Source organism: Streptomyces sp. NBC_01716 (assembly GCF_036248275.1).
GTDB lineage: Bacteria > Actinomycetota > Actinomycetes > Streptomycetales > Streptomycetaceae > Streptomyces.
In genome coordinates, this window is the sequence record NZ_CP109181.1 from 8,628,432 (window position 1) to 8,654,922 (window position 26,491).

Annotated in this window: 18 protein-coding genes and 3 pseudogenes; 13 read left to right on the plus strand and 8 right to left on the minus strand. The window is 68.6% G+C overall.

Annotated elements, in window-relative coordinates:
* Positions 1–16: 16 nt before the first annotated feature.
* From OIE74_RS38345 to OIE74_RS38405, 13 genes and pseudogenes are all read left to right on the plus strand, one after another.
* The gene (locus OIE74_RS38345) at positions 17–820 is read left to right on the plus strand and encodes a 2OG-Fe(II)-dependent halogenase WelO5 family protein (RefSeq protein WP_329377048.1); all 804 of its coding nucleotides are present in this window, start codon (positions 17–19) and stop codon (positions 818–820) included.
* A 27-nt stretch (positions 821–847) separates the two neighbouring features.
* Positions 848–1,486, plus strand: coding sequence for a GrpB family protein (locus OIE74_RS38350; RefSeq protein ID WP_329377047.1), 639 nt, complete (start codon positions 848–850; stop codon positions 1,484–1,486).
* On the plus strand, positions 1,483–2,736 hold the full coding sequence (locus OIE74_RS38355; protein WP_329377045.1) for an MFS transporter: 1,254 nt from the start codon (positions 1,483–1,485) through the stop codon (positions 2,734–2,736). The genes OIE74_RS38350 and OIE74_RS38355 overlap by 4 nt, the downstream gene beginning before the upstream one ends.
* Before the next feature lie 122 nt (positions 2,737–2,858).
* On the plus strand, positions 2,859–3,629 hold the full coding sequence (locus OIE74_RS38360; protein ID WP_329377044.1) for a transposase family protein: 771 nt from the start codon (positions 2,859–2,861) through the stop codon (positions 3,627–3,629).
* Positions 3,630–3,949: 320 nt separating this feature from the next.
* A pseudogene (locus tag OIE74_RS38365) lies at positions 3,950–4,333 on the plus strand (AMP-binding protein); the annotation flags it as partial.
* Positions 4,334–4,460: 127 nt separating this feature from the next.
* A pseudogene (locus OIE74_RS38370) lies at positions 4,461–4,532 on the plus strand (AMP-binding protein); the annotation flags it as partial.
* A 417-nt stretch (positions 4,533–4,949) separates the two neighbouring features.
* Positions 4,950–5,540 carry an XRE family transcriptional regulator gene (locus OIE74_RS38375; protein ID WP_329392583.1) on the plus strand — a complete coding sequence of 197 codons (591 nt, stop codon included), beginning with the start codon at positions 4,950–4,952 and terminating at the stop codon, positions 5,538–5,540.
* On the plus strand, positions 5,537–6,736 hold the full coding sequence (locus OIE74_RS38380; RefSeq protein WP_329377043.1) for a M20 family metallopeptidase: 1,200 nt from the start codon (positions 5,537–5,539) through the stop codon (positions 6,734–6,736). Before OIE74_RS38375 ends, OIE74_RS38380 begins: the two co-directional genes overlap by 4 nt.
* Positions 6,737–6,865: 129 nt before the next feature.
* On the plus strand, positions 6,866–7,501 hold the full coding sequence (locus tag OIE74_RS38385; RefSeq protein ID WP_329377042.1) for a hypothetical protein: 636 nt from the start codon (positions 6,866–6,868) through the stop codon (positions 7,499–7,501).
* Between the two features lie 11 nt (positions 7,502–7,512).
* Complete coding sequence (locus OIE74_RS38390) at positions 7,513–8,121, plus strand: hypothetical protein (RefSeq protein WP_329377040.1); 609 nt, start codon at positions 7,513–7,515, stop codon at positions 8,119–8,121.
* A gap of 28 nt (positions 8,122–8,149) precedes the next feature.
* A complete protein-coding gene (locus tag OIE74_RS38395; protein ID WP_329377038.1) occupies positions 8,150–8,314 on the plus strand; it encodes a hypothetical protein in 165 nt (54 codons plus the stop codon).
* A 35-nt stretch (positions 8,315–8,349) separates the two neighbouring features.
* Complete coding sequence (locus OIE74_RS38400) at positions 8,350–9,480, plus strand: YcaO-like family protein (protein ID WP_329392112.1); 1,131 nt, start codon at positions 8,350–8,352, stop codon at positions 9,478–9,480.
* 84 nt (positions 9,481–9,564) lie between these two features.
* Positions 9,565–10,935, plus strand: coding sequence for a TfuA-like protein (locus OIE74_RS38405; RefSeq protein ID WP_329377034.1), 1,371 nt, complete (start codon positions 9,565–9,567; stop codon positions 10,933–10,935).
* Here OIE74_RS38405 and OIE74_RS38410 read toward each other — a convergent pair.
* The 8 genes and pseudogenes from OIE74_RS38410 to OIE74_RS38455 form a co-directional block, all read right to left on the minus strand.
* Positions 10,863–12,182, minus strand: a complete 1,320-nt coding sequence (locus OIE74_RS38410; protein ID WP_329377032.1) for an MFS transporter — start codon at positions 12,180–12,182, stop codon at positions 10,863–10,865. The genes OIE74_RS38405 and OIE74_RS38410 overlap by 73 nt on opposite strands.
* Before the next feature lie 278 nt (positions 12,183–12,460).
* Complete coding sequence (locus tag OIE74_RS38780; RefSeq protein ID WP_443075985.1) at positions 12,461–17,323, minus strand: SAV_2336 N-terminal domain-related protein; 4,863 nt, start codon at positions 17,321–17,323, stop codon at positions 12,461–12,463.
* The gene (locus OIE74_RS38430) at positions 17,320–18,348 is read right to left on the minus strand and encodes an AAA family ATPase (RefSeq protein ID WP_443075984.1); all 1,029 of its coding nucleotides are present in this window, start codon (positions 18,346–18,348) and stop codon (positions 17,320–17,322) included. Before OIE74_RS38430 ends, OIE74_RS38780 begins: the two co-directional genes overlap by 4 nt.
* A 6-nt stretch (positions 18,349–18,354) precedes the next feature.
* The gene (locus OIE74_RS38435; RefSeq protein ID WP_329377029.1) at positions 18,355–20,487 is read right to left on the minus strand and encodes a VMAP-C domain-containing protein; all 2,133 of its coding nucleotides are present in this window, start codon (positions 20,485–20,487) and stop codon (positions 18,355–18,357) included.
* A gap of 16 nt (positions 20,488–20,503) precedes the next feature.
* On the minus strand, positions 20,504–21,004 hold the full coding sequence (locus OIE74_RS38440) for a CU044_2847 family protein (RefSeq protein ID WP_329377028.1): 501 nt from the start codon (positions 21,002–21,004) through the stop codon (positions 20,504–20,506).
* A 118-nt stretch (positions 21,005–21,122) separates the two neighbouring features.
* Positions 21,123–21,467: pseudogene (locus OIE74_RS38445) on the minus strand (hypothetical protein); the annotation flags it as partial.
* A 205-nt stretch (positions 21,468–21,672) separates the two neighbouring features.
* Positions 21,673–25,914 (minus strand): nSTAND1 domain-containing NTPase, encoded by a 4,242-nt coding sequence (locus tag OIE74_RS38450; RefSeq protein WP_329377026.1) that lies wholly within the window; start codon positions 25,912–25,914, stop codon positions 21,673–21,675.
* A gap of 47 nt (positions 25,915–25,961) precedes the next feature.
* On the minus strand, positions 25,962–26,288 hold the full coding sequence (locus OIE74_RS38455; protein WP_329377025.1) for a CU044_2847 family protein: 327 nt from the start codon (positions 26,286–26,288) through the stop codon (positions 25,962–25,964).
* Between the last annotated feature and the right edge of the window lie 203 nt (positions 26,289–26,491).

Genomic DNA, 26,491 nt, shown 5'->3' on the forward strand with positions numbered 1-26,491 from the left:
AAGGACCTGACCTGCCATGACCTCTTCGACCCCAGCAACTGCCGGCCCGCGTGTGAGTACGGAACTGACCCCGGACAGTCTGCTCGATCTGTCGACGCGAGACATCGCCGCGATTCATGTCGAGGACTTCTACCCCAAGGACATGGCCCGGCGGGTAGTCAAGAGCGCGATGACACACGAAGCGCTCGGTACCTACCGGAAAGAACTCGCCAGCAGCGTCGGCCGCATACACACACCACACGTGGACACGGCATGGGATCCCAAACTCACCGACGCCTACCACCGGCAGGCCGTGCACGCCGTCCACGACGTGCGCTCCATGTTCTACCCGCATCTGTCACCCATCGACCATCTCCGGCTGGTGCTCCAGGAATTCTGGCCTGCGGGCGCCAACCTTCTGCGGCTGAACGGCCGCACCTGCTTTGTCGGCGCGCTGCGCGTCTTCACACCGGGTGCGTCACAGCTCTTGCCGCACAATGACCGGCTGCACCAGGAGACGGACGCTCCGGAGGCGCGGGGCCTGACTGAGCAGATCACCGCCAACGTATATCTCCAAGTACCTGAGACCGGCGGCGATCTTCACCTGTGGCTGCGGGAGCCCGACCAAGCGGAGACCGAACGCATACTGGCAGTGGAAGGGCTCGATCCGGGCAGCATCGAACCACCAGCCCTCACGATCCATCCCCGCGCGGGTGATCTGATCATGTTCAGCTCTTCCATGCTGCACGCCGTTTCGCCCAGCCCGTCCGAGCCGCGAGTCGGAATGGCGGCGTTCATCGGCAGCAGGGGGGCGAACTACCCTCTAGTCTACTGGAGTTGAACAGCGACGGAACAAGGATGAAATGTCATGATGCCACAGGAACGTCAAGAGCAGGAGATCCCCCGCGTCTCGATGACCGACGAGGAGATCGAAGCGGCGAACCTGAAGACGCCCCCGGTACTCAACAGCAAGATCAAGCTGACGGAGTACACGCCGGAATGGGCCACCGCGTTCGCGGAGGAAGCCCGCCGGATCGGCGACGAACTGGGCACACTGCCGCACCGGATCGAACACACCGGATCCACCTCGGTACCCGGGTTACCCGCCAAACCAGTCATCGACATCCTGCTGATCGTTCCCGATTCGGCCGACGAGTCCGCCTATGTGCCCGCTCTGGAGTCCATCGGCTACACGCTCGCGGTCCGGGAGCCCGACTGGTACGAGCACCGCGTTCTGCGCAAGCCCGACCTCGCCCCCAGCGCCGAGTCGGCCAACCTGCACGTGCTCTCCACTGGCTGCCCCGAGATTCAGCGCATGATCCTTTTCCGCGACTGGCTGCGCGCCCACACTGGCGACCGCGACCTCTACGCCCAGACCAAGCGGGACCTCTCGCAGCGGACGTGGACGTACATGCAGCACTACGCCGACGCGAAGAGCGCAGTCATCGCGGACATCCTCGAACGTGCCATGCGAGCTGAACCTCCCAGCGCCCATGGCACCTCGTGAAAGGTGATCTCAGCCTGCTGCGGGAGCGGGATTTCCTTCTGTTCTTCCTCGCCCGCACCTCGTCCCTGACGGGCAATGTCATCGCACCGCTGGGGCTCGCCTTCGCCGTGCTGGCCTTGCCTGACGGCTCTCCGTCCCAGCTCGGACTATTGCTGGGGACCCGCACAGTCGCGCAGCTCGGTCTGATCCTGCTGGGCGGCGTCCTCGCGGACCGGTTCCCCCGCCGGCGTCTGATCATCGTGGGGGAGACCGTCGCCGGGTGCTCCCAGGCCCTGACCGCCGCCGTGTTCCTGCACGGCAGCGTGCCGATGAACCTTCTGATCGTCCTCGCCGCCGTCAACGGCGCGTCCTCCGCCGTCAGCCAACCAGCAGCCACCGCGATCATTCCCCAGCTCGTCGACGCCGAACGCATCCAGCCCGCGAACGCGTTGCTGCGCCTGGCAGCCAACCTCTCGCGTATCGGAGGCGTATTCACCGGCGGAGTACTCATCGCGGCCGTCGCGCCGGGCTGGGCCCTGGCCGCCGACGCCGCCACCTACTTTTTTTCCGCCGTGCTGCTGATGTTCAGCCGCCCTCGTACGCTACCGCGGGCACTCACGGCGACAGAAGCGCCGCCGACCAGTTTCCTCAGCGAACTGCGCAGCGGCTGGACAGAGTTCTCGTCCCTGCGCTGGATGTGGCCGGTCGTAAGCCAGTTCGCAGTCGTCAACGCCTCCTTCGGAGGAGCCATCATGGTGCTCGGCCCGGTGGTGGCCGAGCAGGAGTTGGGCGGCGCGGTCGCCTGGTCGGTCGTCCTCGCCGCCCACTCGGCCGGGTTCGTCCTCGGCAGTCTGATCGCGATCCGCATCCGGCCCCGCTACCCCCTGCGTACAGGCGTTTTCGTCACCTTCGGCTTCTTCCCGGCCTACGTGTTCCTCGCGGCGGGCTCCCCAACCTGGCTCATCGCCACCAGCATGCTGGCGGCGGGCATCTGCATTGATGTGTTCGAGGTCCTGTGGAGAACCACGGTCCACACCCATGTCCCCGAGCATGCCATGTCCCGGATCAGCTCATATGACTCGCTGGTCTCCTTTATCTGCACACCTCTGGGCCTCGCCGTGGCAGGCCCGGTGGCCGCCCATATCGGCATAGCCGAAACACTCCTGCTCAGCGGTGTACTCGTCCTTCTGGCCAGCACCATCCCCCTCTTCTTCTCGGCCGTCCGCACCCTCCCGGCGCGTAGCACCCTCCCGGAACATGTACCGGGATAAGAGCCGATTGACGGGTGTGCTCGACCCACGAGAAGACGTGGCCAGCGAAGCCGGCGCCGCAGCAGGCGCCTCATCGGGCTAAAGCGTGTTGCAGAAGGCTGTGAATCGGGCATTTCCTTTGTATGGGTGGGGTGTTGAGGGTTGAGCCGTTGTGGGTGGAGACGTTCACCGGGTTGCGGATGCGGCAGTTCGATCGGCTGCTGAAGGTGGTCCGGGAACGGGGCGGGAACGGTCCCGGTGGTGGTCGGCCGTGGTGCCTGCCGCTTTCGGACCGTGTGCTGCTGGTGGCCGTCTACTACCGGACGAACCTCACCATGCGACAGCTCGCCCCGCTGTTCGGCGTCTCGCCTGCGACGTTGTGCCGGGTGATCCAGCGGTTGCGGCCGCTTCTCGCGATCGAGCCCGCGTCCCGGCCCGCTGACGCGGTCGAGCGGCTGTGGATCGCGGACGGCACGCTCATCCCCGTCCGTGACCGGAAAGTCGGCGCGTCCTCGCGCAACTACCGGTTCTCGGCGAACGTGCAGGTCGTCATCGACGCCGACACCAGACTGGTGATCGCCGCGGCGATGCCGGTACCGGGCAACACCGCCGACGCGAAGGCCTGGCGGGACTCCGGCCTGGCCACGGACTGCGAGGGCGTGACCGTCCTCGGCGACGGTGCCTACATCAACACCGGACTCGTCGTCCCGCACCGCAAACGCCCCGGACGGGCCCTCCTGCCGGGCGAGGAGGACGACAACGCCGAGCACCGACGGGTGAGAGCCCGCGTGGAGCACGCCTTCGCCCGCATGAAGCACTACAAGATCCTCCGCGACTGCCGACAGCGCGGGTCCGGACTCCACCACGCGGTCCAGGCCATCGCCCACATGCACAATCTCACCCTCGCCGCATAACCAAACCAGCCGAGAACCCAGCCCCGGCCCGCCCAGACACAACCTTCTGCAACACGCTTTAGTTCATCGACGGCCTGTTCCTCAGGCGTCTCCTTGCCCCCACCTATCGATGACGGTGGACAAAGACGTTCACTGACCCGCGGCTCTGCGCGGCGGCGAACGCCTCGCCCAGCGGCCGGACCTACGACGGCCCGGTGGGCAGCAGCGTTGTGCCGCTGCCACGGCGCACGCTGCCGACGGCAACACATGTGAGCTCGACGAGGAGCCGACAGTGACCAGACCCACAGGCGCGCCCCCTCACCCACTCAACTCCGGTGTGCATGTCGACCTCAACCCGGCCACCGCCGTCGTGCACAACGCCCGGTACCAGGCCGACACCATCGCCATCAGCTACCCCGGCGGGCGCCTCACCTACGCCCAACTGGACGACAAGGCTGCCCGGTTCGCGACCGGTACTCGCCGACAGCGGCACCACACAGGGCGACCGGGTCGCCTCCCTCGGACTGAACAGCAGCGCGATCCTGGTGACCATGCTTGCCGCGTTCCGGATCAGCGCCCTCTCCGTGCCGGTCAACTTCCGACTTGCGGAGTCCGAACTCGCGAGTGTCCTGGAGCGCAGCGGCACCGAGGTGATCGTCTGCCAAGAAGGGCACCGCACCGGTGTCGAGGCCCTGCGCGCGCGGACGCGCATCACCCGCTTCCTCCTGGCCGATGACGATCCCGAGGCGCCGACCGAGGGAGCATCGGGCCGGGAGTCCTGGTCCCCACTGATCTCGGCAGCAGCTCCGACTCGGCAGGTGCCCTCAGCTCACCGACGCCCCTGCGATCCTGATGTTTGCCTCGGGCACCACCGGGACGCCCAAGGGCGTGGTCCTCACCCACGGCAACGTCTGGTGGAACGCGGTGAACGTCGAGATGCGCCTCGACACCCGCCGCGGGGACATGACTTACGCCGCCGCCCCCTCTTTCACATCGGAGCCCTCAACAGCTTCGCGATCCGCACCCTGGTCCGTGGCGGCGCGATCGCCGTACTGCCGTCTTCTCTGGGAGGTTCCGCTGTCTCTTGTGAGGGGGACGAGTTCAGCAGGACGGGGACGGGGGCAGGGGGCCGGTATGGCATCGGCAGGTGGCTTCGAGTCGGCCTTGAAGCGTGCTCGGACGTCGCGGAACTGGACGTTGGAGGACGCGGCCGAGCGGTTGAATGTGATCACTGGGGGTGCGACCGATGCCAGCCTGATAAGCGGATGGGAGTCCGGTAGGCGTCGTACTGGTGCTCGCAACCGGGTGGCGTTATGCCAGTTGTACCGGGAACGGTCGGAGGTGCTGTTCGGGCATCAGGACGGCGCGTCCATCAGCGTGTTGGAGGAGTCCGGGACGGATGTGGTCGTGCGGGTCCTCACCCGCTGGGCCGATCTGATGGAGGCCATGATCGAGGTCGTGGTGACCGCGAGGGAGTGGCTGATCGTGACCGGCAGCCGCTCCCGGGAGAAGGCGTACCTGTCGGCGATAGAGACTACGGTGGCCCAGGTTCCCGACCTGGTGCACTACCGCGTCCTGTACGGCCCGCCCCGGTACCAGGAGCTGACCGGCCATCTGCTGCGGCTGCTGGAGCTGCGCGATCCGGGTGAACGCCGCAACGGCGTTCAGACGCTGCGCATCGGCGTCGTGGAGCAGCCGTCGGCGATGGAACGCTTCTTCGTGGCCTCCGAGTGCGCGGCGGTGGTTCCGCTGCCGTCGTTCCACGGCGCGGAGGGCTTCGACTGCGGCATCCTTCTGGGACGCGAGGCTGCGGTCGGGCTGGTCCAGCACGGCCGCGAGGCGTGTGCGTCGGCCCGGCCGGTGGAGACCACCGAAGCGGTCCTCGCACTCACCGCGCGCGGGAAGACGACGGGCAGGCGAGGAGAAACGTGAGCAAGAACAGCGTGGTGGATCAGGCCCGCGGCCGGGCGGCGTCGGTGGTCGACTTGGCGCAGCGACTGGTGCGGGTGCCTTCCCGCGGCGGCCTGGACCCGTACGGTCCGGTCCTGGAGGTCCTGGAGGAATGGCTGTCCGGCCACGGCCTGCCGCACCGGCGCCTGATGAGCCCGACAGGCGACCTGGTGGGCCTCGTGGTGGAGATCGCCGGCCCCGCACCCGGGGCGTGGTGGGCGCTGGACGCCTGCGTGGACACCGCGCCCTTCGGCGACGAGAGCGCCTGGACGTTCCCGCCGACATCCGGCGACGTCAAGGACGGCTGGCTGCAAGGCCGGGGAGCGGCCGACTCCAAGCTCGCGGCCGCCATGTTCTGCCACATCGCCGCCGACATCCACGCCCAGGCCAGTGACCTGGCCGGGGGACTGGCGGTGCTTCTGGACGTCGACGAGCACACCGGAGGTTTCGGCGGCGCCCTGTCCTACCTCGCGGACCCGGACATTCCTGTCCCGGCCGGCGTGATGATCGGCTACCCGGGCATCGACGAAATCGTCGTCGGCGGCCGCGGCCTGTGGCGCGCACGGGCCTCGGTCTCTGGCTGGTCCGGCCACTCCGGCGCCAGACGCCCCACGACCGGCGCGATCTCCCGCGCCGCCCGCCTGATCCAAGCCCTGGACAACATCGTCCTCCCACCCCGGGCTCCGGATGACCCCTTCCCCCTGTCGCCCAAGGTCTCAGTCACCGCCTGCCACAGCGGCGAAGGATTCTCCGTGGTGCCCGACCTGTGCGTCCTGAACATCGACGTGCGTCTCACACCGGCCTTCGGCGCCGATGACGCCCGAAAGCTCGTCCACGACATGATCACCGCCCTCGACCGGGACATGCCCGGCCCGAGGCCCACCAGTGTCGAAGTCGTCGCGGAATGGCCGCCGTTCCAGCTCCAGCCCGGCCAGGAACCGGCCGCCGCACTGTTCCGCGCGGCCAAGGAAGCCGGACTCAACCCCCGCGCCAAAACCGCCGGCCCCTCGAACATCGGCAACCTGCTGGCCAGCCACGGCAACATCCCCGCGACCGCCGGCTTCGGCGTCCCCTACGAAGGACTCCACGGCCTCGACGAACGCGCCCATCTCGCCGAACTCCCCCAGGTCTACACCGTCTATCACCAAACGGTCCTCGACCTGCTGCGCCCCGCCTGACATCCCAGATCCGTACCAGCCCTGTTCCACCCCTCCTCCCAGCAAGTCCCCAGTTGCGTCTCTGTCCGCCCCGGTGCGGGCGCGGTCCCATGGATACGGCAACCCGCGCCGGACCCAGGAGGTTTCGCGATGGACACCACAACACCAACCGGCCGCAGCCCGGCGAGAGCGGCGTGGGAGAAGACAGGAACGGCACTGATCCCCGGCGTCCTCACACCCGCACGCTTCAATACCCTGGTCACCGAAGCACACGACCTGCTTTCCCAGGCGACCCCGCACATTCACGAGCACACCGCCGCGCACCGCGACGGCAGTTTCGCCTCACCGGTCCACTGCGCCTTCGTCCCGCCCGGCCCCACCCTTCAAGCCCTGGCCTACGACCGCACGTTTCTTACCACCCTGCGGGAGGCGACCGGTATCACCCGGCTGATCCCCCGCGGCGGGGCAGTCGTCCGCTACCAGGAGGGCGATTTCCAGGGCCTGCACACCGACTCGGTGAAGTCCACGGTCACCGTGGCGTTCGCGCTGACACCGGACCTCCCGCCGATGGGCTGGGCACCGCACCTGTACAACGCGCACCCGGACGACCTGAGCCAGGTCGTCGCCGATCACGGCATCTTCCCCGAAGGGGAGGCTTTCACCACGCTGCCCCACCCCTACGGGGACGGCAGCGTCCGCGCGTTCGCCGGCTACAGCGTGCCGCACTGGCGCCCGCGCCAGACGGTAGAGGGCCTGCTCGTGACGATGTCGTTCCTTGACCTGTGAAAGCGCCGGGGATGCTGCGCTCCACGTGGCTGGCCGAGGGCCGCGTGGAGGTGCCGCCCGAGACGGTCGAGCCCGGACTGTGGGAGGAGATCGCCGAGGAGGCCGAGCGGTGCGAACCGCACGCGGTCGTGCGCCACAACCAGCGGCCCGGCCTGCTGGCGATGCGCGACGGGTCGATCACCTCGCCGCAGCGCTGCCGGGTCCACCCCGGCGGCAAAGCCCTCAACGCCCTGGCCCGGTCCAGGACGCTCGCCGACTTCGCCGGAGAGGTCACCGGCCGCAGAAATCTGACGGCGATCCGCTTCGGCCTCAAGTACTACGCCCCCGGCGACTACATGCACGTCCACCGAGACGACGGCAAGTGCGAGATCACCCTCTCCACCGGCCTGACCCCGGGACTGGGACCGATGGGCTGGCTGCCCCGTCTGCGGCACCTGAGCACCCGCGAGGTCACCGATCGGCTCGCGGACACCCCCTACCCCGAGGGTGAGCTCTTCCCGATCCGCTACCGCGAGCTCACCGCGTTCGACGGCGGCCGGATCCCCCACTGGCGTACCCCGCTCGACACCCGGTCGCGCGAGGTGCTTCTCACCATCTGCTACGCCGACCTGACGCCGTAGTAGCCGACACCACCAGGAGGACACGCTCATGCCCGAGCCCATGACCACCCCGCTGACCGCCCCGAGTGACCCGGCGGACTTCATCACCGAACTCCACGCGGACGGCATCCTGCCGCAGAACTCCGGCGGCGACCCGGCCGTCCCGGACTCCGCGTTCCCCGACACCCACGTCTACCAGCAGCCCGGCGTCTGACCGACAGCCCCGCCCGGCCGCCGCCACCGCGGAAGGTGGGCTGGCGGCCGGGCCCGTGGAATCCTCCAGGGAGGCAAGCCCATGCGTACGGCTCTCTTCGACGGCACCCACCGCACCCTCCCCCGGCCCGGACATGGCAGGCCATCAAGCCACTGCTCCCCGCCTACGGCATCACCCGCGTCGCCGACGTAACCGGCCTCGACGATCTCGGAATCCCCGTCACGATGGTCGTACGCCCGCTGTCCCGGACCCTGTCCGTCGCGCAGGGCAAAGGCATGAGCCTGGACGCGGCACGCGTCTCCGGCGCCATGGAGGCCCTGGAGGTCTGGCACGCGGAACAAGCCGTGCCACCCGCCGACATCCGGCGCGTCCCGGCTGCCGACCTTGGTCTGCCTTACTCGGTGGGCGAGTTGGAACAGCACGCGGGCGCTCTGGCGACGGACCGGACACGACTGGACTGGATCACGGCCCGCTCCACCGTCGACGGCGCCGTGGTGCCGGTGCCCGCCGCGGCGGTGCGGCTCGGCCGGCAGGAGCACGACGACTGGCGCCTGCATCTGCCCAGTGCGTCGACCAACGGCCTCGCGTCCGGCAACACCCGCGCCGAAGCGCTGGCGCACGGCCTGGCCGAGGTCATCGAGCGCGACGTCCTCAGCACCGTCCCCCGCGCTGGCGGCCGGGTAGAGCTGATCGACCCTGCAACCGTCGACGGCGAGCCCGCGGTCCTGGTCGACCGGCTGCGGCGGGCCCGGGTATGGGTGGAACTGACCTGCCGGCCCAACCGGTTCGGCGTGCCGGTGATGTGCTGCCACCTGTGGCGCGAGGACCAGGCGGCCGTCCTCGTCGCCGGCTCGGGCGCCCACCCTGATCCCGCGGTCGCACTGACGCGGGCGATCACCGAGGCCGCCCAGTCCCGGCTCACCCTGATCACCGGCAGCCGCGAGGACACCCACCCCGCCGTTCACCGAGCCGGCGCCAGCGTACGGCTCCCGCCCGCCCGCCACCTCACCCGCACCCCTGGTGGCGTGGCCGGACACAGCAGCCCGCTACACCACGACGCACACCACCGACACCGGCACGGCCGCGCACCTGGCCGCGTGCGTCACGGCCGCCACCGGCATCCCGCCCCTCGCCGTCGATCTGACCTGGGGCCCATACACGCGTGAGGAGTTCGCCGTGGTCAAAGTGATCGCGCCCCGCCTGCGCTACGACGCCCGGCACACCGTCCCCCGACGCACGGCGGCCGACCGATGAGCGTGCACGTGTTCGCCGGACCCACCATCCCCGCCGCCCGGGTAAGCGAACTTCTCCCCTCCGCCTGCCTCCATCCGCCGGTCCGGCACGGCGACCTCTTACGTCAGCAACTCGCCCCGGGCGAGACAGTGTTGATCATCGATGGCCTGTGGCACCAGAGCGCCCCTGTCCGGCACAAGGAAATCCTGATGCTCCTGGCCGAAGGAATCGCCGTCGTAGGCGCCGCGAGCATGGGAGCCCTGCGCGCCGCCGAACTCGAACCGTTCGGCATGCTCGGGATCGGCGCCGTCTTCCGCGCCTACCGCGACGGTGTCCTGGACGCGGACGACGAGGTAGCCGTCGTCCAGGGCCCTGACGGACAGGCACTCTCACACGCCCTGGTGAACCTGCGCACGGCCCTGCACCGCGCCGCCGGGGCCGGCCGGGTCACCACCGCCGAGGCTCATGCACTCGCCGACCTCGCCCGGGCCCTGCCCTACCCACGCCGCTCCTGGAACGCGCTGGCCCGCGCCGCCGACGGTGCCGGGCTGCGTGAGGCATACGGCCGCGCCAACGCCTGGCGCCTCGCGCACCCGTGGGATCAGAAACGAGAGGACGCCGAAGAGGCCCTGCGCACGCTGGCCCTGCGCACACCGGGATCGGCGGATACGAGCGGGTGGTGCCATGAGCCGTGGCGGACCAGCTTCGTGCGGTACTGGGAAGCAGCCCACCGGACAACCCCCGGTACGGGTGCGCCCTTCCTCGCGCACCTGACGCACCAGCAGCTCTACGACTTGGAGTTCGGGGCCCGGTGGCACAGGAGGGTCCTGGCCCGCATCGCGGAAACCAGCACCACACGGGAGAGCTCAGGAACTGCCGAAGCGGCGTTGGGGGCGGCGGCCGAGGCGGGCCTCATCCCGAATGCCCTGTCTCCTGTTCAACTCGCCCATTGGCTGACCGAGCATGAGCGCCACACGCTCGACGAGCGGGAGATGCTGATGCGCGTGATGGTCCGCTCCGCACGGCTCGACGGAGCGTGGACGATCTGGCCCACGTCACTTCGAGACGCCGGGGACCTGATCAACCCGGAACTGCCCACGGCCACGGCGGTCGAGGAGGCGTTTCGCCTCAACGCGGCCACCGAGGCGGCGAACCCCCTGCACAGCACCGCCCACCTGGCACCAGACCGGATCGCTGCCCATCTGCTCGACCGCTGGCATCTCGCGCGGGACGCCGACCGGCCGGTCCGCGACGCCGCCGCTCGCGACCGTGCATTCCGCGACTTCGCCGGAGCCGTGGAAGCAGCCCGGACGTTCTACCTCGGCGCCGTCGCCAACTCCTCGGCAGGCAAAGCTGGTGGCGGGGCGAGCGTCAGCGTCCGCACCTGACGCATCAGCAGCGGAACGACGACCGCCACCGCGACCATCACGGCGCCGGCCGCGAGAACTTTCCGCATCCCGAACGTGCCTGCGAGCGGCCCGGCCGCCAGGTAGCCGACCGGCACCGGCACCAACTGCCCCAGCGTCGACCAGGACAGGACACGCGACAAACGGTCCGCCGGAATCCGCTCCTGAACCAGACCCGACCACGCGGTCATGCTCACCGCGAGCCCCGCGCCGGCCACCACCACGGCGGCCACCAGCACCGCCAACGGCGCCCGCGCGCCCATTGAGGCCAGCGGCAGGCCCATGCAGCCAGTACCCAGACACACCACGACGCCGACCAGACGCGGCTTCCACACCAGCGCGACAGCCGCCCCCGCCAAGAGCCCAGCCGCGAAGCCGGAGACAACCACCCCCCACAACTCAGGGCCGCCCAGGATCCGTTCGCCGTAGACAGGGCCGAGCATCTGGTAACCCACCAGCCACACCGGCACGACCACCGAACCCTGAAGGACCATCACCCACAGCCAGCGACGCGAGCGGAAATCCGCCCAGCCCTCCCGCAAATCGGCCACGAACCCCCTCCGGACTTTTGCCCGCGCCGGGCCCAGACCCATCCGCGCGCACAGCACGGCGGCAGCGGCGAATGTGAGCGCATCCCAGCCGATCACCCAGCCCGGCCCGACGACCGCCACCAGTACGCCACCCAGAGCCGGACCCGCGACCTTCACCGTGTTCTGCCCCAGCTTCAGCAGCGCGTTCGCGGCGTGCCGCATCTCCGCCGGAACGACATCCACGACGACCCCGCCGGCCGCCGGGGTGAAGAACGCGCTCGCGGCGCCGCAAACAGTCGCCATCGCCACCAGGTGCCACACCTGCGCGGACCCGGTGAACAGCAGGACCGCCGCAGTGGCCTCCGCGAGCGCCGAGACGGCGTTCGTCCACACCATCACCCGAGCGCGGGACCAGCGGTCCGCGACCACCCCGCCCACCAGCAGAAGCAGAATCTGCGGAGCGATCCCCGCCGCGAGCACCAGACCGAGCCCGGTCGCGCCGCCGCCAATGTAGAGCACAGCGAACGCCAGCCCGATCGAACTGACCGCCGACCCTGTCCACGACAGCATCCGCGCCGCGAAATGCAGCCGGTACGAACGGACCGAGAGCGGCGCACCGGCAGCTCGCAGCCGAGCGGACCATCCCACACGCGGCACCGGCGCCGACGAAGAACCCGAACGCGGCGACACCTTGCACATGATCCAACTCCACCCAGGACGTACGAGGCCCCGGCAGCACACACCACCGGGACACCCGCACAACCTAGAGCACCACCAAGATCATGTGGCCCGCACACCCTAAACAGACGTAGCGACAGCGGGGTGATGGTCCTTGGTGTCTTCCTGGACGTCTGTACCGCGCCGTGCTTCTTCCTCACCCACGTGACCTTCGAGCTGGCCGAAGGACGCTCAGGGGATGTCGTAGAACGGTCCCAGGCTCGGACGTTGCCGAGGGACTCGTCCGGCGGGGCCGCCGACTACTCACCGTTCGGCTCGAACACCTTCGGGGAGACTGGCTGACGCGGTGTGCGGGCCTTGTCGTCCACAGGGAGGACTCCTGCCTGGGTGAGGTCCGCGTCCGTCACCATGGCTTCCGCAAGGATGCGGTGGAGCAGCGCCCTCTGCGTGTAGGCGATCTCCATTAGTCGGCGGAGCACTGTGAGCAGGTCGATGAGTTCGACGCCCCACTCGTCGGGCCACCGCCTCACGTGGATGTCGTCCAGTGGGCTCGTCTTCCTGTTGTCCGGCCGCGCCTTGCGGTAACCGAACCACTTCTTGAGGACGTTCATTCCGCCCACGTCATAGGACCACACCTCGGCAGGCACCGGCCCGAAGGCACCGTGACCGACGTGAAGGGTCTGGGTGTCCGCGTCATAGCGCATATCGCCCGGGACGTTGTCACCGACGGGTGCCAGACACCTGACCCTCCGGGCGTCACCGGGCTCGTAGGCGACGGAGGCCTGGTGACGTCCGGAAGTTGAGTCGAAGCACACCTCGCCGTAGGTGGATGCCCACAGCACCTCCTCGCCGAGGCGCACGGCCGCTTCCCAGAGCCTGGGGTTGCGGGTCAGAGGCACCCGCACGCCCGAAGTGAGGAGCTCTTCCTGGAAGTGCTCGGTGAAACCGGAGTGCCCGGCTACCGCCACGACGTACGCGGCCACATCCTGGGCGCTCACCCGGCTGTGATTCAGGTGGGCCGAGAGGACCGGCAGCAGCCGCGGTGGGACGTTACTGGTGCCGTCCGGGTGCAGGACGGGGTGCACCCGGCCACCTCGCCCGTTGAAATGGTGCATGTCCGGGAGGAGGCTGGTGGCGACGACAGCAGGCCCGGATTCGATCGGATGCCCCGATGGCTGGTTGAGGAAGACCTGACCTGACTGCAATGCCGCCCAGAGCGCTGGGCGCGGCCGGTCGATGACACGATCGTCGGCGACCAGCCATTGCCGGTCGAAGCTGCGCATGCCGATGCGCACGACTTCCGCGAGCGTGGAGGTCTCTTGGCTGATCGGCACGCCGTGCGAGGAACGACCGGGCAGCCCGCCCCGGATTCTGTCCGTGGATCGGTCCCTCGTCTCCTTGAACAGCTCGGCTTTGACCGCGGGATCCTCTTCGCCGATGAGCTGGTTCCAGCGCTGCTCCAGGATCTGCTTGCCCGGCGACACGACCCATCCCCGGTGCGTGGCCACGCCTAGGCTCCCCCAGGGGAAGAGATCGCTGAGTGCGGGGTACGCATCCCAGTCGGAACGCGGGGCCGGGGTGAAGGGAGCGGTACTGCCCGTACGGGTGGTCCGCCACTCGCCCTGGTCCGGCCGCACGGTCTTGAGCTGCTCGAATTTCTCGGTCCGGGGACTGTGCGCGCCCAGTGCCCGACCACCCAGCTCGAGCAACTTCGCACGCGTCTCCGCATCCGTCGAGTAGACGACAGTCCCCGCCATGCCCCGTGTCAGCAGAACCTTGTAGGTGTTGCGGATTAGCCGGTCCGCCTCCTCGTCCGCCACTGTGCGCCCGAGCACAGGATCCTTGGAAGACTTCCGGTCAGTGACGAATCGATCGCCTCGCCAAACCATGTCGGGCCCGATGACGACTCCGCTCCAGTCGAACTCGAAGCCCTGCGCCGTGTAGATGCTGCCCACCTGACCGGATCCGGCCGGATCGGTGGCCCACAGCGCGGCAGGAGGCGCCCCGGACACCGAACGGTCACCGCGCAGATTCCATGGGCGGGCCCAGCCACCGATCATCACGTCCAGAGGAAGGGGGTCGCCCGGCCTGGGCTCCGGCGACCAGGGCCAGCAATAGCCCGCGGTCATGCGGGCACCGTACCCTTCGCTTCGGCGGTCTTCCAGGAACGCCTCCATCTCCTCCGGGCTGTCGGCAACGAGGAGTTGCATCCGGCCGTCCGGTTTCCAGAGCGTGGGCCCGCTCGCCTCCAGCCCGAGGAGACGCACCACCCAGTTCAGGTAGACGTCGCTGCCGCCGTAGCGGAACTGGCTGTCCAGCGCTACGACCCGGAACGGTAGCCCCTTCCTCCCGGCCGCCCCCACGATCTCCGCCACGGTGCCTATCTCGCCGGGGCGCACCACTTGGTGCTCGTCGAGGAGAAAGACGGGGACACGTGCCACGTCGATGAGTTCATCGATCTGTGGGCGTCCGGTGTGCAAAGAGGCCCGGGTGTAGCGGTTGGCGGAGGTCTCGCGGATTCGGTGGGCCTCGTCGCAGATCAGAACGTCGAGGGAGTTCTCCTGGGCCGCCATGAAACTGTTGAAGTACTTGAAGAGGTCCTGCACTTCACGCTTGCGGCTGCCTGCGGCCTTGCGCAGGGTTTTGGTGAGCGACTGCGAGCCGGTGGCATGCAGGGCCGGTACGCCCTGCCGGTACAGCTCGCCCAGCAGGTGGAGTGCGATCACGCTCTTGCCGGTCCCGGGGCCCCCGGTGATGACGACGACTTCTTTGTGAGCGGAGTGCTGTGCCTTCCGTACTGCGTTGAGAACCGTGCGATAGGCGATCTGTTGTTCGTCCAGGAGGGTGAACTGCCCTTCCTCCATTTCCTGGGCCGCGACAGCCGTCAGCTTGCTCGGGGGGAGGAGCTTGGCCAGGAGGAGTTGGTCGGCCGCTTCTGCTTCCGAACGTCCGCTGTTGAACCGCCCACGCAGGTACGTGAGGAACTCCGCCCGGTGTTCACCGGTGAACAACTGGCTTCCGTCCTCGTGTTCGATGTCCCGCAGCCCGTCCACTCCGGCCTCGGTGGCGTTGGGCAGGTAGACGGCCCCGCTGACGCTTTCCGGGTGCCTTGCCAGCAGGCTGTTGAACTTGACCAGGTACTCGCGGTAGCGCTGTACCTGGTCGATGGGGTTGAGGACGAGGAACGTGTCGGTGCCGGCAGAGCACAGAGCCGGATCGTTCGTGTCCGGTCTGGCCACAGTCCACTGTTTCAACTCGACGAGCACATAGGACGGAGCCGAGCGGACGGGGTCCAGACCGGACAGGATCACGTCTATTCGTCTGCTGTTCATCGGCAGGGTGAACTCAACGAGCATCTCGACCTCGGAGAGTCCGGCGTCGATCAGGCATCCCGCCAATGCGGGAAGACCTCTTTCCCAGGCTCGGATCTGCGAAGAAGCTGGCCTGTGTCCGAATGCACGGACGTAGCGGTCGCTGAGGAGTAGGAACAGCGAACCGTCCCGTGCGTCGGCGGCGACCGCTCCTGCGGACGCCCGCAGCAGGGCCGCGCCGGATGCCGCGGACATCTCCCGGACACTGGCCGGTGTGCTTGCAGCGTTGGACGGCGGCCTGCCGTGGGTTCTGTCCTGGGTGGTGGGGCCGGCCACCACCGCGAAGGGCGAAGCCTCGTCCGACAGTCTGATTGTTCCCGAGGCATCGGCCATGAGCGCGGAGAAGTCCGGCAGCCGGCCGAGGTACGGCTCGAGGGCTCGGCCCACGGCCTCGGTGATCTCTTGGGTCTGTGTCCTGCTGAGCGCACTGGACAGGAGTTCCCGTACACCGGGCCGGAAGTCGTAGAGGCCGTCTCTACGCAGCGATTCCGGGAACCCTTCGAGCGTTTGCTCGTCGTCGAGACGCTCCAGCAGTCCCCCGAGCAGCACCTCGGCGACGTGTGCCGAGGTGGCCTCGGGAAGGGTGGCACTGCGGACGAGTTGCATCAGGAGCGGGCTGAGGGGCCTGATCGCGGAAAGCCGAACTGCCAGACGGTAGGCCTGCGGGGAAAAGGACCCCCGGAACACGGCGATCAGCCGGTCCGGCGGTACGGTCGCCGGGGCAGGTCCCGCTTCCGCCGCCCCGGCGCTCGGAGCCCCCAGTGCTGTTGCCTCGACGAGGTGGGGGACGGCGGGCCCGGTCAGCAGCTGCGCCCACGACGCCAGCGAGGACGGCGACAGGGCGAGCACCGGCAGAGATAGTCGGTCCGAAACGACTTCCGCCCGTTCACCTGTCAAGGGGTCCAGCATCAGAACCTGATCTGTAGTCGGGAAGCGTTTGGTTGCCCTGAGCAGGTGCGGCTGCGGCTGAAACCTCGTGGCGCGCCACAGGCGCTGCGGCAACGGGTTGAGAACCGCGACGGGCCCACGTGCTCCCCAGGCTGCGACGGCGGCGGCTGTCGCAGGGCTAGTCCAGGCCGGATGAACGCCGTCCGTCAGCAGGAAGGTGACCGATACCCCGGCACCGTTCCTGTGGTGCCGGGGGCTTAGCTTCTGCGGGGTGAATCTGCTGACGTGGACGGTGCGGAAATCGCCGCTGCGTACCAGCAGGCCGCCGAGTTCTGGCACCAGTGACCGCCACACGCGCATGGACGCAGAGTCGTCGACCAGGAGTACGGCTGCGTGCCACAGCTCTCGCTCGGGGCGCAGCACCACGTCGAGGGTGCCCGATTCCGCGGTGAGCCTGACGGTGGCCTCCACATCGACGACCTTCCGATGCAGGTGATCCCGGTGCTGGCGCAGGGGTCGGAGCGAACGGGCCAGGTTGTGTGCTCCGGGCAAGGCCCGAGGACCCGGGACACGCACGGCACGAGCGGCCGTTCCGGTGGCGGGTTGGGCTGTCCTGCTGTCGGGGAGGAGGAACCGGCGTCGCCCCGTTGCTGGTTGTTCCGTCGGGCTCGTGGGGGCAGGTCCGGAACCTGTCGGGTCGAAGCCCTGCTCATCGTCTATCTGCCCGACATCGTCGGCCTGGGGTCCGGCCTCTTCGGCCTCCGCCGGATCCGGCGCCGTCGCGTCGCCCGCTCCTGTCCGGGCTCCTCCTATGACACGGGCCAGGAGGAGGACGTCCAGGAGCTCCTCGCCGCCGAGCGGGTAGCCGAGACCGTCCAGGACCCCTCGCAGTCGGTCGATCACGCCGGGAAAGCCTCGTCGAGACGGTGCATGACGGCGTTGATCAGCTGCTCGCGGCTCAGATCGGCTCCCGTGACGCGCAGGTGAACTGCGGCCAGGAGCTGATCGGTGGCAAGGGTCTGCACGGCCGCTCTCTGCAGGAAGTTCTGGATGAGGTCCTCGGCGTCGGCGAGCGCCTCGGCTCCAAGGTGGAGGCGGACGATGTCGCGGAGCTTCTCCTCGTCCGGGTCCGGCAGATCGAGGCGCACACAGCGACGGAGGAAGGCCGGGGGGAAGTCTCGTTCTCCGTTGCTGGTCATAACCACGATCGGAAAGTGGCTGCACGACATGGTTCCGCGGTGCACCTTGGCACGTTCCCTGCTGCCGGTGACCAGCACGTCGACGCTCTGCTGGTCCTCGGGAAGCCGCGTGAGTTCGGGGATCTCGAACGCTCCCTCCTCCAGTACTACGAGGAGGTCGTTCGGCAGATCGATGTCGGCCTTGTCCAACTCGTCGATGAGCAGTACTCGGGGGCGATCTGTGGCAGCGAGTGCCGTGCCCAGCGGGCCGAGTCGCAGGAAGTCGCCGATGCCCGATCGGCGGCCTTTGGTGCGATGCCTCAATTTCCTGGAAGCGTCACGCGTGGCTCGTGTCTCGCGCTCCAGCGTAGTCTCGCGCAGTCGGCCCACGGCGTCGTAGCGGTAGAGGGCGTCCGTCAGCGTCGAGCGGCTGTTGACCGGCCAGCGCAGTACGTCACCCAGTTCCAGATCTTCGGCGATGGCATGGGCGAGGGAACTTTTGCCGGTACCGGGACGCCCAGTTACCAGCAGAGGGCGGCGCAGGTGGAGTGCGGCGTTGACGACTGCGACGTGTTCCGGGCCCAGTAGGTACTGCTGGGCCGTCGGAGTCCGCGGCGATCCGGAGAGGCTTCGCCACGGTGGCGGAGCGGGCAGTTCGGCCGGTCCACGGAACACCCACCAGTCCTCGGTTGCCGCGCTGGGGTCGTGCTCGGGCACTGAGCTGTGCGACACGGTCGCTCTCCTTGGCATGTGTGTTCAGGGCTGGGTGAGGGCCCAGGCATCAGGAGCAAACGGTGGCGGTCTGTGGTCCGGCCCGTCGTACAGGAGTGAAAGCCGACGCCCGTGGTGGGTCGGGCAGTCGGGGTCGGCCAGGGCTTTGGCCCGTTCCAGCCGTACCGTCTCCGGCAGCTTCGTGTGGCTGATGCCTTCCACCAGTTCGAGCAGCCGTTTGGCTGTCTCGGTGTCGTGGTCCTGCCGGTGCCACAGGACGGTGTGCACACCCGCCTGGAGGCATTGCCGGAGCACCTGGTTCTGGTGCTGCTGCTCGCAGCACATGATGACGACGCCGGCGTTCGGAACCGCCTCGAGCTGCGCCTGGGCAACGCCCGGGCGTGCCGAGCGCTGGTCGAGGACGATAGGCCGGGACAACGGGAGTGCTTTGGTGCGCCGCTTCCACCCGGCGTAGGTGTCCCGCGTCCGTCCGGAACTTCGCAGGACGACCCGACGGTTGATACCCAGGTAGAAGTCGCCGTCTTCTTCGTTTCCCCTCAGATGCCAGGTGTCCACGTCGAGCCGCAGCCAAGGAGGTGCCAGGAAGAACTCCACCAGAGCCTGATCCGTGTGCTCGTGCACCTTGGTGCGCAGCACTGCTCTGACGCCTTCGACTACCTGCTCGCTGGATACCTCCGAGTCCTGCACTAGGACGAGCTCGTGGCGGTCGGCACCGCTATAGACCCATATCTGATAGGTGAAGCGATGCCCGGGGGCGATGGGCAGCAACTCGACCTGGATGCGGGGAGACGCTGCGGCGGTCTCAGCGGGACCGCCGCAGGGAGTCGGACGGATGTCGTCGCGGAACTGGTAGACGGCGGCCTCAGGTATTCCCAGCCGCGGTGCCACCCTGTCGACCCAGGCGTCCAGTTCCTCCGACAGAGGATTCCCAACGGAGTGCTCTGCAAGGCTGATTCGGACAACTGCCTGGAGGAGCGGCGGCATCAACCGGTTGTCGGACGGGTACCCCTCGAGGAGGTCAGTGACGTCCATCAGTCCAGAGACCAACGGCAACTCGTCGGCGTACGGGAGTACGGCACGCAGCAGATCCTCGGGGTCGGTCTCACGGCACTGGGTGAGAAGGCCGACCAGTTCACGCCGCTGTTGCGCCGTGAGCGTCTCCCTCGGGCTGACCACACGTGCCGCGCGCAGGAGTCGGTCCCAGGCGGCCTTTTCGTCCGAGGAACCGAGGGCGCCGGTGTCCATCAGGTACTCCCGGACCACTTCCAGCAGTTCCGGCACGCCGCGTCGCACGCCGACGGCGAGGGTAAGCAACCGGTGATGATCCGCTGCCTGATGGATGGACTCCCTGCCAAGCTTGGCGGACAGCCTGACCTCACACTTCAGGACGGCCTGAGTGCCCGGCAAAAGCCTTTCCAGGGCGGCCAGCGTCTGCTGCCGGCCCTGTCCTGCTGTGGGCACCTCGACCGGTGGAAGGTCCGGCAGCTCGGCCTCGATGGCGGGCAGGCCGATCGCGTACAGCGGGCACCGTGCCACCGGGCTCTTGCCGGGCGCGTCCACGTGTGTGGCGACCACGATCCCGACGACGGCCTCGCGGTCTCGATCCCAGAGCGGCCCACCGCTGTGTCCTTCCCGGGCCTCGCCTGCGTCGACGTCCAGCACGATCCAGGGCTCAGCTACCGCACGCGGCGTTGCGGTAATGGTCGTTGCGGGATGGCCGCTGGCCCATAGCGCTATGACGGAGTGCCCGTCCCGCTCTGGAAGAAAGGGCGCCGGCTCCGCACCGTCGGGAGGGGGCTCGGCGAGTCTGAGCACAGCCAGGTCGCCGAAATACGGAAACGGAAACTTGCCTGCGGTCTCCGCGTGACCTCTCTGGGGCGAAGGATGTGCCCGCGGCGGACGCCACATCGCCTGTTCGACACGTCCGAAAAACTCCCGGTCTGCGGCCACATGGGGCATCCGTAACCGGACGACGTTCCCCTGTCCCGGTACAGAGTCTTCGAAACGGTGTCGTCCCAATGCGCTGTTGATGACATGGGCACAGGTGAGGACCAGGGAGTTAGAGATCAGAACGCCAGCGCCGACGAACTCTTTCTGCCCTTGGACGGACACGAACGACCGGCGAAGTGCCGCGTCACTGTGAGTGGAAGGGATCACCCGGTACAGCCTTCCGTCACGACGCGGAGGGAGAAGCCGCCCCGTTCGCAGCCGCCCTGTTCAGGGAAGGCAGCTCTTCCGGGACGGGCACGTCCGGTGAGTCGGTGAAGTTCCAGGTGGCGGATACGGTGAAACTCGCCTCACCCTTCCCCGAGAAGACCCCGAGGCTGAAATCGCTCCCCAAGGTCACGCCGAACTCGACGGTGACCTCGTTCGGCCGCCGGGTCGATTCGGTGAACGACTGGTGGATTCCGTCAAGCACGCCGCCCAAAGGACGCAGAGCCTCGGCGAGCGCTTCGCCGCCTCGGGTGAGGGCCTGCGCCGCACGTTCGTTGACGCTCACGGGCAGGGCTGATCCGAAGTCCGCTGGAAGGTCGAGAGGTTCGCTCGCTTCGGTTTCGCGCTGGCTTGTGCCCCGCTCGGGCATTGCAGAGATGTCCTCGAGCGCAGGAGTGAGGTGCAGGCGCACCACCGAGCCGTCATCAAAAGCGAGATTTACGTCCCCCATGAGCACCATCCTGTCATGATCAGCAGTCGGCCGTGGCCCCAACTCCCTTACCGGCCACTCAGGGCGCTTTGACGCCCGCGCCTGGGCGCCGCCTCGCTCACGGGTGCATCGGCGCGTGTTGGCGAGATCAAATTGCGGTATGGACAACAGGGTCCTCGGCGATGATCAAGTTGCCCAGTTCGAACGGCGCGCGTGAGCCGAGCACCGGCTGGATAACGCTAACCGGTCCGAGATCGAGGCGTACGCCGTCGGGGAAGGACCGCTTGCCGCCGCCGACCACGCTCGATGAACAGGTGGTAGTCGTCCACCAGGCCAGCCGCGATCGCCTGGCGAGGTTCGGGCCGTCGATGGTGAGGTCGTGCGCGGACTCGGCGTTGAGTGTGCGTATCGCGTCGGGGTCGAAGGTCCGCTCGATCCTGGTCCTCGCGGTGGACACCGAGTCAAGTGTCGTGGAGTACACGATCTTCTCTGCGGTACCGGGCGTCGGCCGGCCGCGGCAGCCGGTGCAGTTCGGCGAACACCTGGCGCAGCTCGGTGAGATCGTGGCGGCAGGCGTTGAGCAGGGCGAGGTAGTCGTCGACGGGCCAGGGGGCGAGGATCCCGGAGCGGGTTCAGTGACTCGTTTCTGGCCAGGGGCGGGGCATCGTGCGGAACCTTGTCATGGCTCCGGTCACGGGTCAGGGGCAGATCCGGTGGTATGCGATCTTGTCGGGGATGTAGCGGTGCCATTCCCGTTCGGTCAGGGACCGGCCCGCGATCGCGCAGGCCTTGTCGGTGAGGGTGGCGAGGTCATTGAAGGCGTCGGTGTCCCACAGCCGTACGGTCCCGTCGTCGCTGCTGGTGGTGAGGGTGTTCCCGTCCGGAGCGAAGAGGGCCGAGCGCAGGACGCCGGTGTGGCCGGTGAGCAGGGCCAGTTGCCTGTAGGTCCGAAGGTCCCACAGGCGTACTGCCCGGTCGTCGCCGGTAGTTGCCAGGGTCTTGCCGTCCGGGCTGACGACGGCCGACCAGATGGTGCCGGTGTGGCCGCTGAGGGTGGCGAGGCGGCGGTGGGTGCGTACATCCCACAGTCTCGCCGTGGCGTCCCGGCCGCTGCTGGCGAGGGTTTTCCCGTCCGGGGTGAAGGCCACCGACTGCGCGGAGTCGGTGTGGCCCGTGAGCGTTGCCGTGAGGCGGCGGTGCTGCACGTCCCACAGCCGCAGTTTGCCGTCCCAGCCCGCTGTTGCCAGGGTGCTGCCGTCCGGGCTGAAGGCTACGGAGCTGACCATTTTGGTGACCGTGTCGAGGGTGCCGAGGCGACGGTGGGTCCGTGCGTCCCACAGCTGTACGGAAGAGGACTGGAAGCCGCCGGTCACGAAGATCCTGCCGTCCGGGCTGAAGGTCATCCAGCCGGCCCCGCCGGCGAAGGCCGCCAACTGCCTATGGGTCCGTACACTCCACAGGCGGGTCGTCCCGTCGATGTAACTGCTGGTGGCGAGGGTATGGCCATCAGGGCTGAAGCGCACGGACTGCACAGGGCTGCGGTGGCCGTCTAGAGAAACGAGCAGGCGGCGGGTGCGTACGTCCCACAGCAGGACCGCCGGACTGTCATGGCTGCTCGCGGCGACGAACCGCCCATCCGGGCTGAACCGTACCGAGCTCACCTTGCCTACGTGCCCGGTCAGGCGGCCCAGCGTGCGCCGCGTACGGGCGTCGTGCAGGTCCACGCTCCCGTCGCCGTCACCGGTCGCGAGGACTTTCCCGTTCGAGCTGTAGGCCGCCGGGCTTCCCGAACCGCCTGGCCCTGCGAAGGTAGCGCGCGGCTGCCCGACCTCCATGTCCCACAGCCGGACCGTGGCATCCCCGGCCCCGCTGGCCAGCATTGCGCCGTCCGGGCTGAACGCGAGTGCGTCCACAGACCCGGTATGGCTGCTCAGTACGGTCACGGCCGTGCGCTCCCGCACGTCCCACAGCCGTATGGAGCGGTCCTGGCCTCCGCTTGCCAGGGTCCGGCCGTCCGGGCTGAAGGCCAGGGCGAACACGGTGCCGCTGTGTCCGGTGAGCGTGGCCAGCGGGCGGTGGCTGCGCACGTCCCACAGGCGCGTCGTGGCGTCGCTCGCCCCCGTGGCCAGCGTTTTGCCGTCCTGGCTGAACGCCAGCGACTGGACAAAACCCGTGTGGCCCTTCAGCGTGGCGGTGCGGCGCTTCTCCCGTACGTCCCAGAGCTGCACCGCAGACTTGTCGCTGTCGCTGGTGCCGTAGCCGGTAACGGTGACGGCAAGGGTCCTGCCGTCGGGGCTGAATGCGAGGAGGGAGGGCCAGCCGTCGTCGTTGCGGTGGGCCTGGAGTTCGTCGATTTTCTGATGGGTACGGGCGTCCCAGAGCAGGACTTTGCCCTTCTGGCCGCTGGTGGCGATTGTGTCTCCGTCCGGGCTGAAGACCGCCGGGCTCCGGACGCCGGTCAAGGCAGCGGTCTGCTTTCGCGTGTGGGCGTCCCACAGCCGCACCTTCCCGCCGTGGCTGGTGACGAGAGTCCTGCCGTCGGGGCTGAACGCCGCCGTGTGCACCTGGCTGCTGTGGCCGTCGAGTGAAGCCAGCTGCCGGCGCCCTGCCATGTCCCACAGTCGTGCCGTGCCGTCGTTTCCGCTGGTCGCGAGGGTCTTGCCGTCCGGGCTGAAGGCGACCGACCTTACCTCTGCCGTGTGTCCCATGAGCGTGGCCCGTAAGGGTGAGGAAACCGTGGACAGGAGCTGGGCGCGAGTCTCCGGAGTCGGGGAGACGCGCTGAGCTGCAAGGGCGAGGCGAGCCGCCAGGGCTGGGTCGGTGTTGGCCTGCTGCCGGCTCTGCTCCGTCAGGCTCCGAGAGGCGGCCAGGGCCCGCTGCTCGTTGCTGCTGTGGGCGTTGAGGGTGGCCAGGCCCGCCGCAACGAGGACAAGTGCGGTGAGTACGGCGAAGCCCGCGCGGCGCCGGCGGCGCCAACGGGCGAGACGCTGCTGGACCTGGGCACTGGCCTCGACGAACTCGGCCTCCTCGTCGGGTATTTCGGTGACGCGTGCGCCGATCCACCGCCGCGCCTCTGCGATCTGCTCCTTGCCCAGGGTCAGTTCCTGCGGACGGCCCTGCTCCTGCCAGGCCCGCAGGGAACGGCGCAGCCCTTCCTGCCAGCTGCGGAACTCCCGGTTCTCCTCGACCCAGCGTTGCAGCCGCTCCCACTTCTCCACCAGTGCCTGATGCGCGAGCTCAGCAGTGTCCCGCCCCGTCGGGCGGCGCGTCACCACGACCAGCCGCGTGCTGGCAAGCCGGTGGATCAATGCCCAGTCGCCTGCGGAGAACTGGGTACGTGCGGCTACCCGGCGGGTGTCCGGGCCGCGCTCTCCGGCGTCCAGCTGCTCGCCGGGACGTACGAGTTGGATGAAGATCCGCTCCAGCGCCTGCTGCTCGGCCTCGTCCGCCCAGTCCCACAGACTGTGTTCCGCTTCTCCCGCCAGGGCCCCCTCCACGCCACCGAGTTCCTGGTACGCGGTGGTGGTCAGCCACCCGCGTTCCTGTCGCTCCCACAGTTGGCTCAGGGCGTACTCCAGCATCGGCAGCGCGGCCGGGCCGGGTGGGGTGTCCCGCAGCAACTGCTCGACCAGGCCGTCGGCGAACCGGACCCCCGCATGCCCCTCCAGCGGGCAGGTGATCGCCTCTCGCAGCTGCGTCCGCATCATCGGCTGTACCACCACCGGGGTGGCGTCCCACGCCGTACAGAGGTGGGGGAGCTGCTCGATCTGCCGGAGGAAGTCGATCCGGGTGACGACCACGGCCTGGGCGGGACGGCTGCCGTCCATGCGGCGAGCCGTCAGAACCCCGAGCATGGCGTCCAGCCGGCGGGCGGTGTCGGGCGCGTCCGCGAGCAGCGTTTCGAACTGGTCGACCACCAGCACCAGCCGGGACCGTCCGCCGTGGCGGGCCAGTGTCTGCTCCACCGCGGTACGGATGCCCTGCTCGCCGGTGAGCTGCCGGGCCAGCGCCAACCAGCGGTCGTGCCAGCCCGCCTGCATGGTGTCCGCATCTCCCGCCGAGGCAAGAGCCCAGGCCAGCAGCTCCTCGGCGGTGAGACGCAGCCCGTGGGGCAAGCGGGCGATCACGTACCGGTCGCTGTCGAGGTGCCCGAGCAGGCCGGCGCCGACCAGCGAGGACTTGCCGACGCCGGAGGATCCGAACACAGGAAGGACAGGTACCTGCTGCTGATCGAGGAGTTCGACCAGGTGCTGCGTCTCGTTCGTGCGGCCGTGGAAGACTGCGCGGTCGTGCTCGGTGAACGGCAGCAGTTCGCGGTACGGGCTGTCCGCCAGCAGCCTTCTGCGCAGTTCGGGCCACTCCCGGGTGAGGGACTCCACGGTGAGGGCGTAGCCGGTCCGGCGCCTCTGGTCCCCCTCGACGGCGACGACGATACCGATGACACCGCCGTATTCCTCGTCCCACACCGGCGCCCCGCTGAAGCCGCCTGCCAGCGGGAACGGTGCCTCTTCGTCGCAGGTCAGCTGCCACCAGCCGGTACCCTCGCGGCCCTCGACGGTGCCACGGGTCCAGATCCCGGCGTCCTTGCTGCCACCTCGTCCCGGGTACTTCGGGAACCCGAAAGCCCGCCAGCGGTGCCCCGCCAGGTCCTCCGCCTCCACGATCCGCAGGGGCACCGAACCCGGCGGGGGCTCGCCGTCCAACTGCAGGACGGCGACATCACCGCTGCTGTCACCGGCCACGGGAACACTGAAGCGCACGGAGGCCGTGACCTTGGGACGCCCGGGCAGCAACGGGAAGTCGAGCGTGACCGGAAGAAGGTCCGGCAGCGGTTCGTCGTCCGGGAGACCTGCGGTGGAGGCGACGACGTGGGCACACGTAAGCAGCAGCCGGTCGGGGATCAGGAACGCCACCCCGACCGGACGGCCGTCATGAAGCACTCGGGCCGTCCCGCGCTCCCAAGCAAAGTCCGGCTCGCCTGCCGGTGTCACGCGCCGCCCTCGGAGCGGCCCCACTCCAGCTCCAGCTTGATGTGCGCGTCCCCGGATCCCTTCGCCACGACCAGGCCCGCCTCCGCCGTCACCCGCAGTCCGAACTCCGCACGGACGTGATCAGGTTTGCGCGGGAGATCCGCCAGCCGCTCCAGCATCGTCGCGGCCACCCGCTGCACCCGGGCCATACCCGACTCGAACGTGTCGGCGGACGTCTCGAAGAGTCCGTCACCGCGACTCGCCCGGATCACCCCGGAACCCTGCTCGTCAGACAACTCGACGACGAAGACCTCACCGTCTTCGAAGGGGACACTCAGGTACACGCGGCGACCTCTCTGCTGCTCCATCAAGCCACTTGCAAAGTAAGGCAGTTGTACGGATCTTCCCGGCCCGTCATGGTAGCTGCGATCTCCGGCAGGGCACCTTTCCTGGCGTTGAGGCCGTTACACCCGTGTTTGCGCCGGATCACCCAGCGCGACCGCAAGGGTCGGTAGCTTTCATATCGGCGCCCAGATCCCGGCCGCCC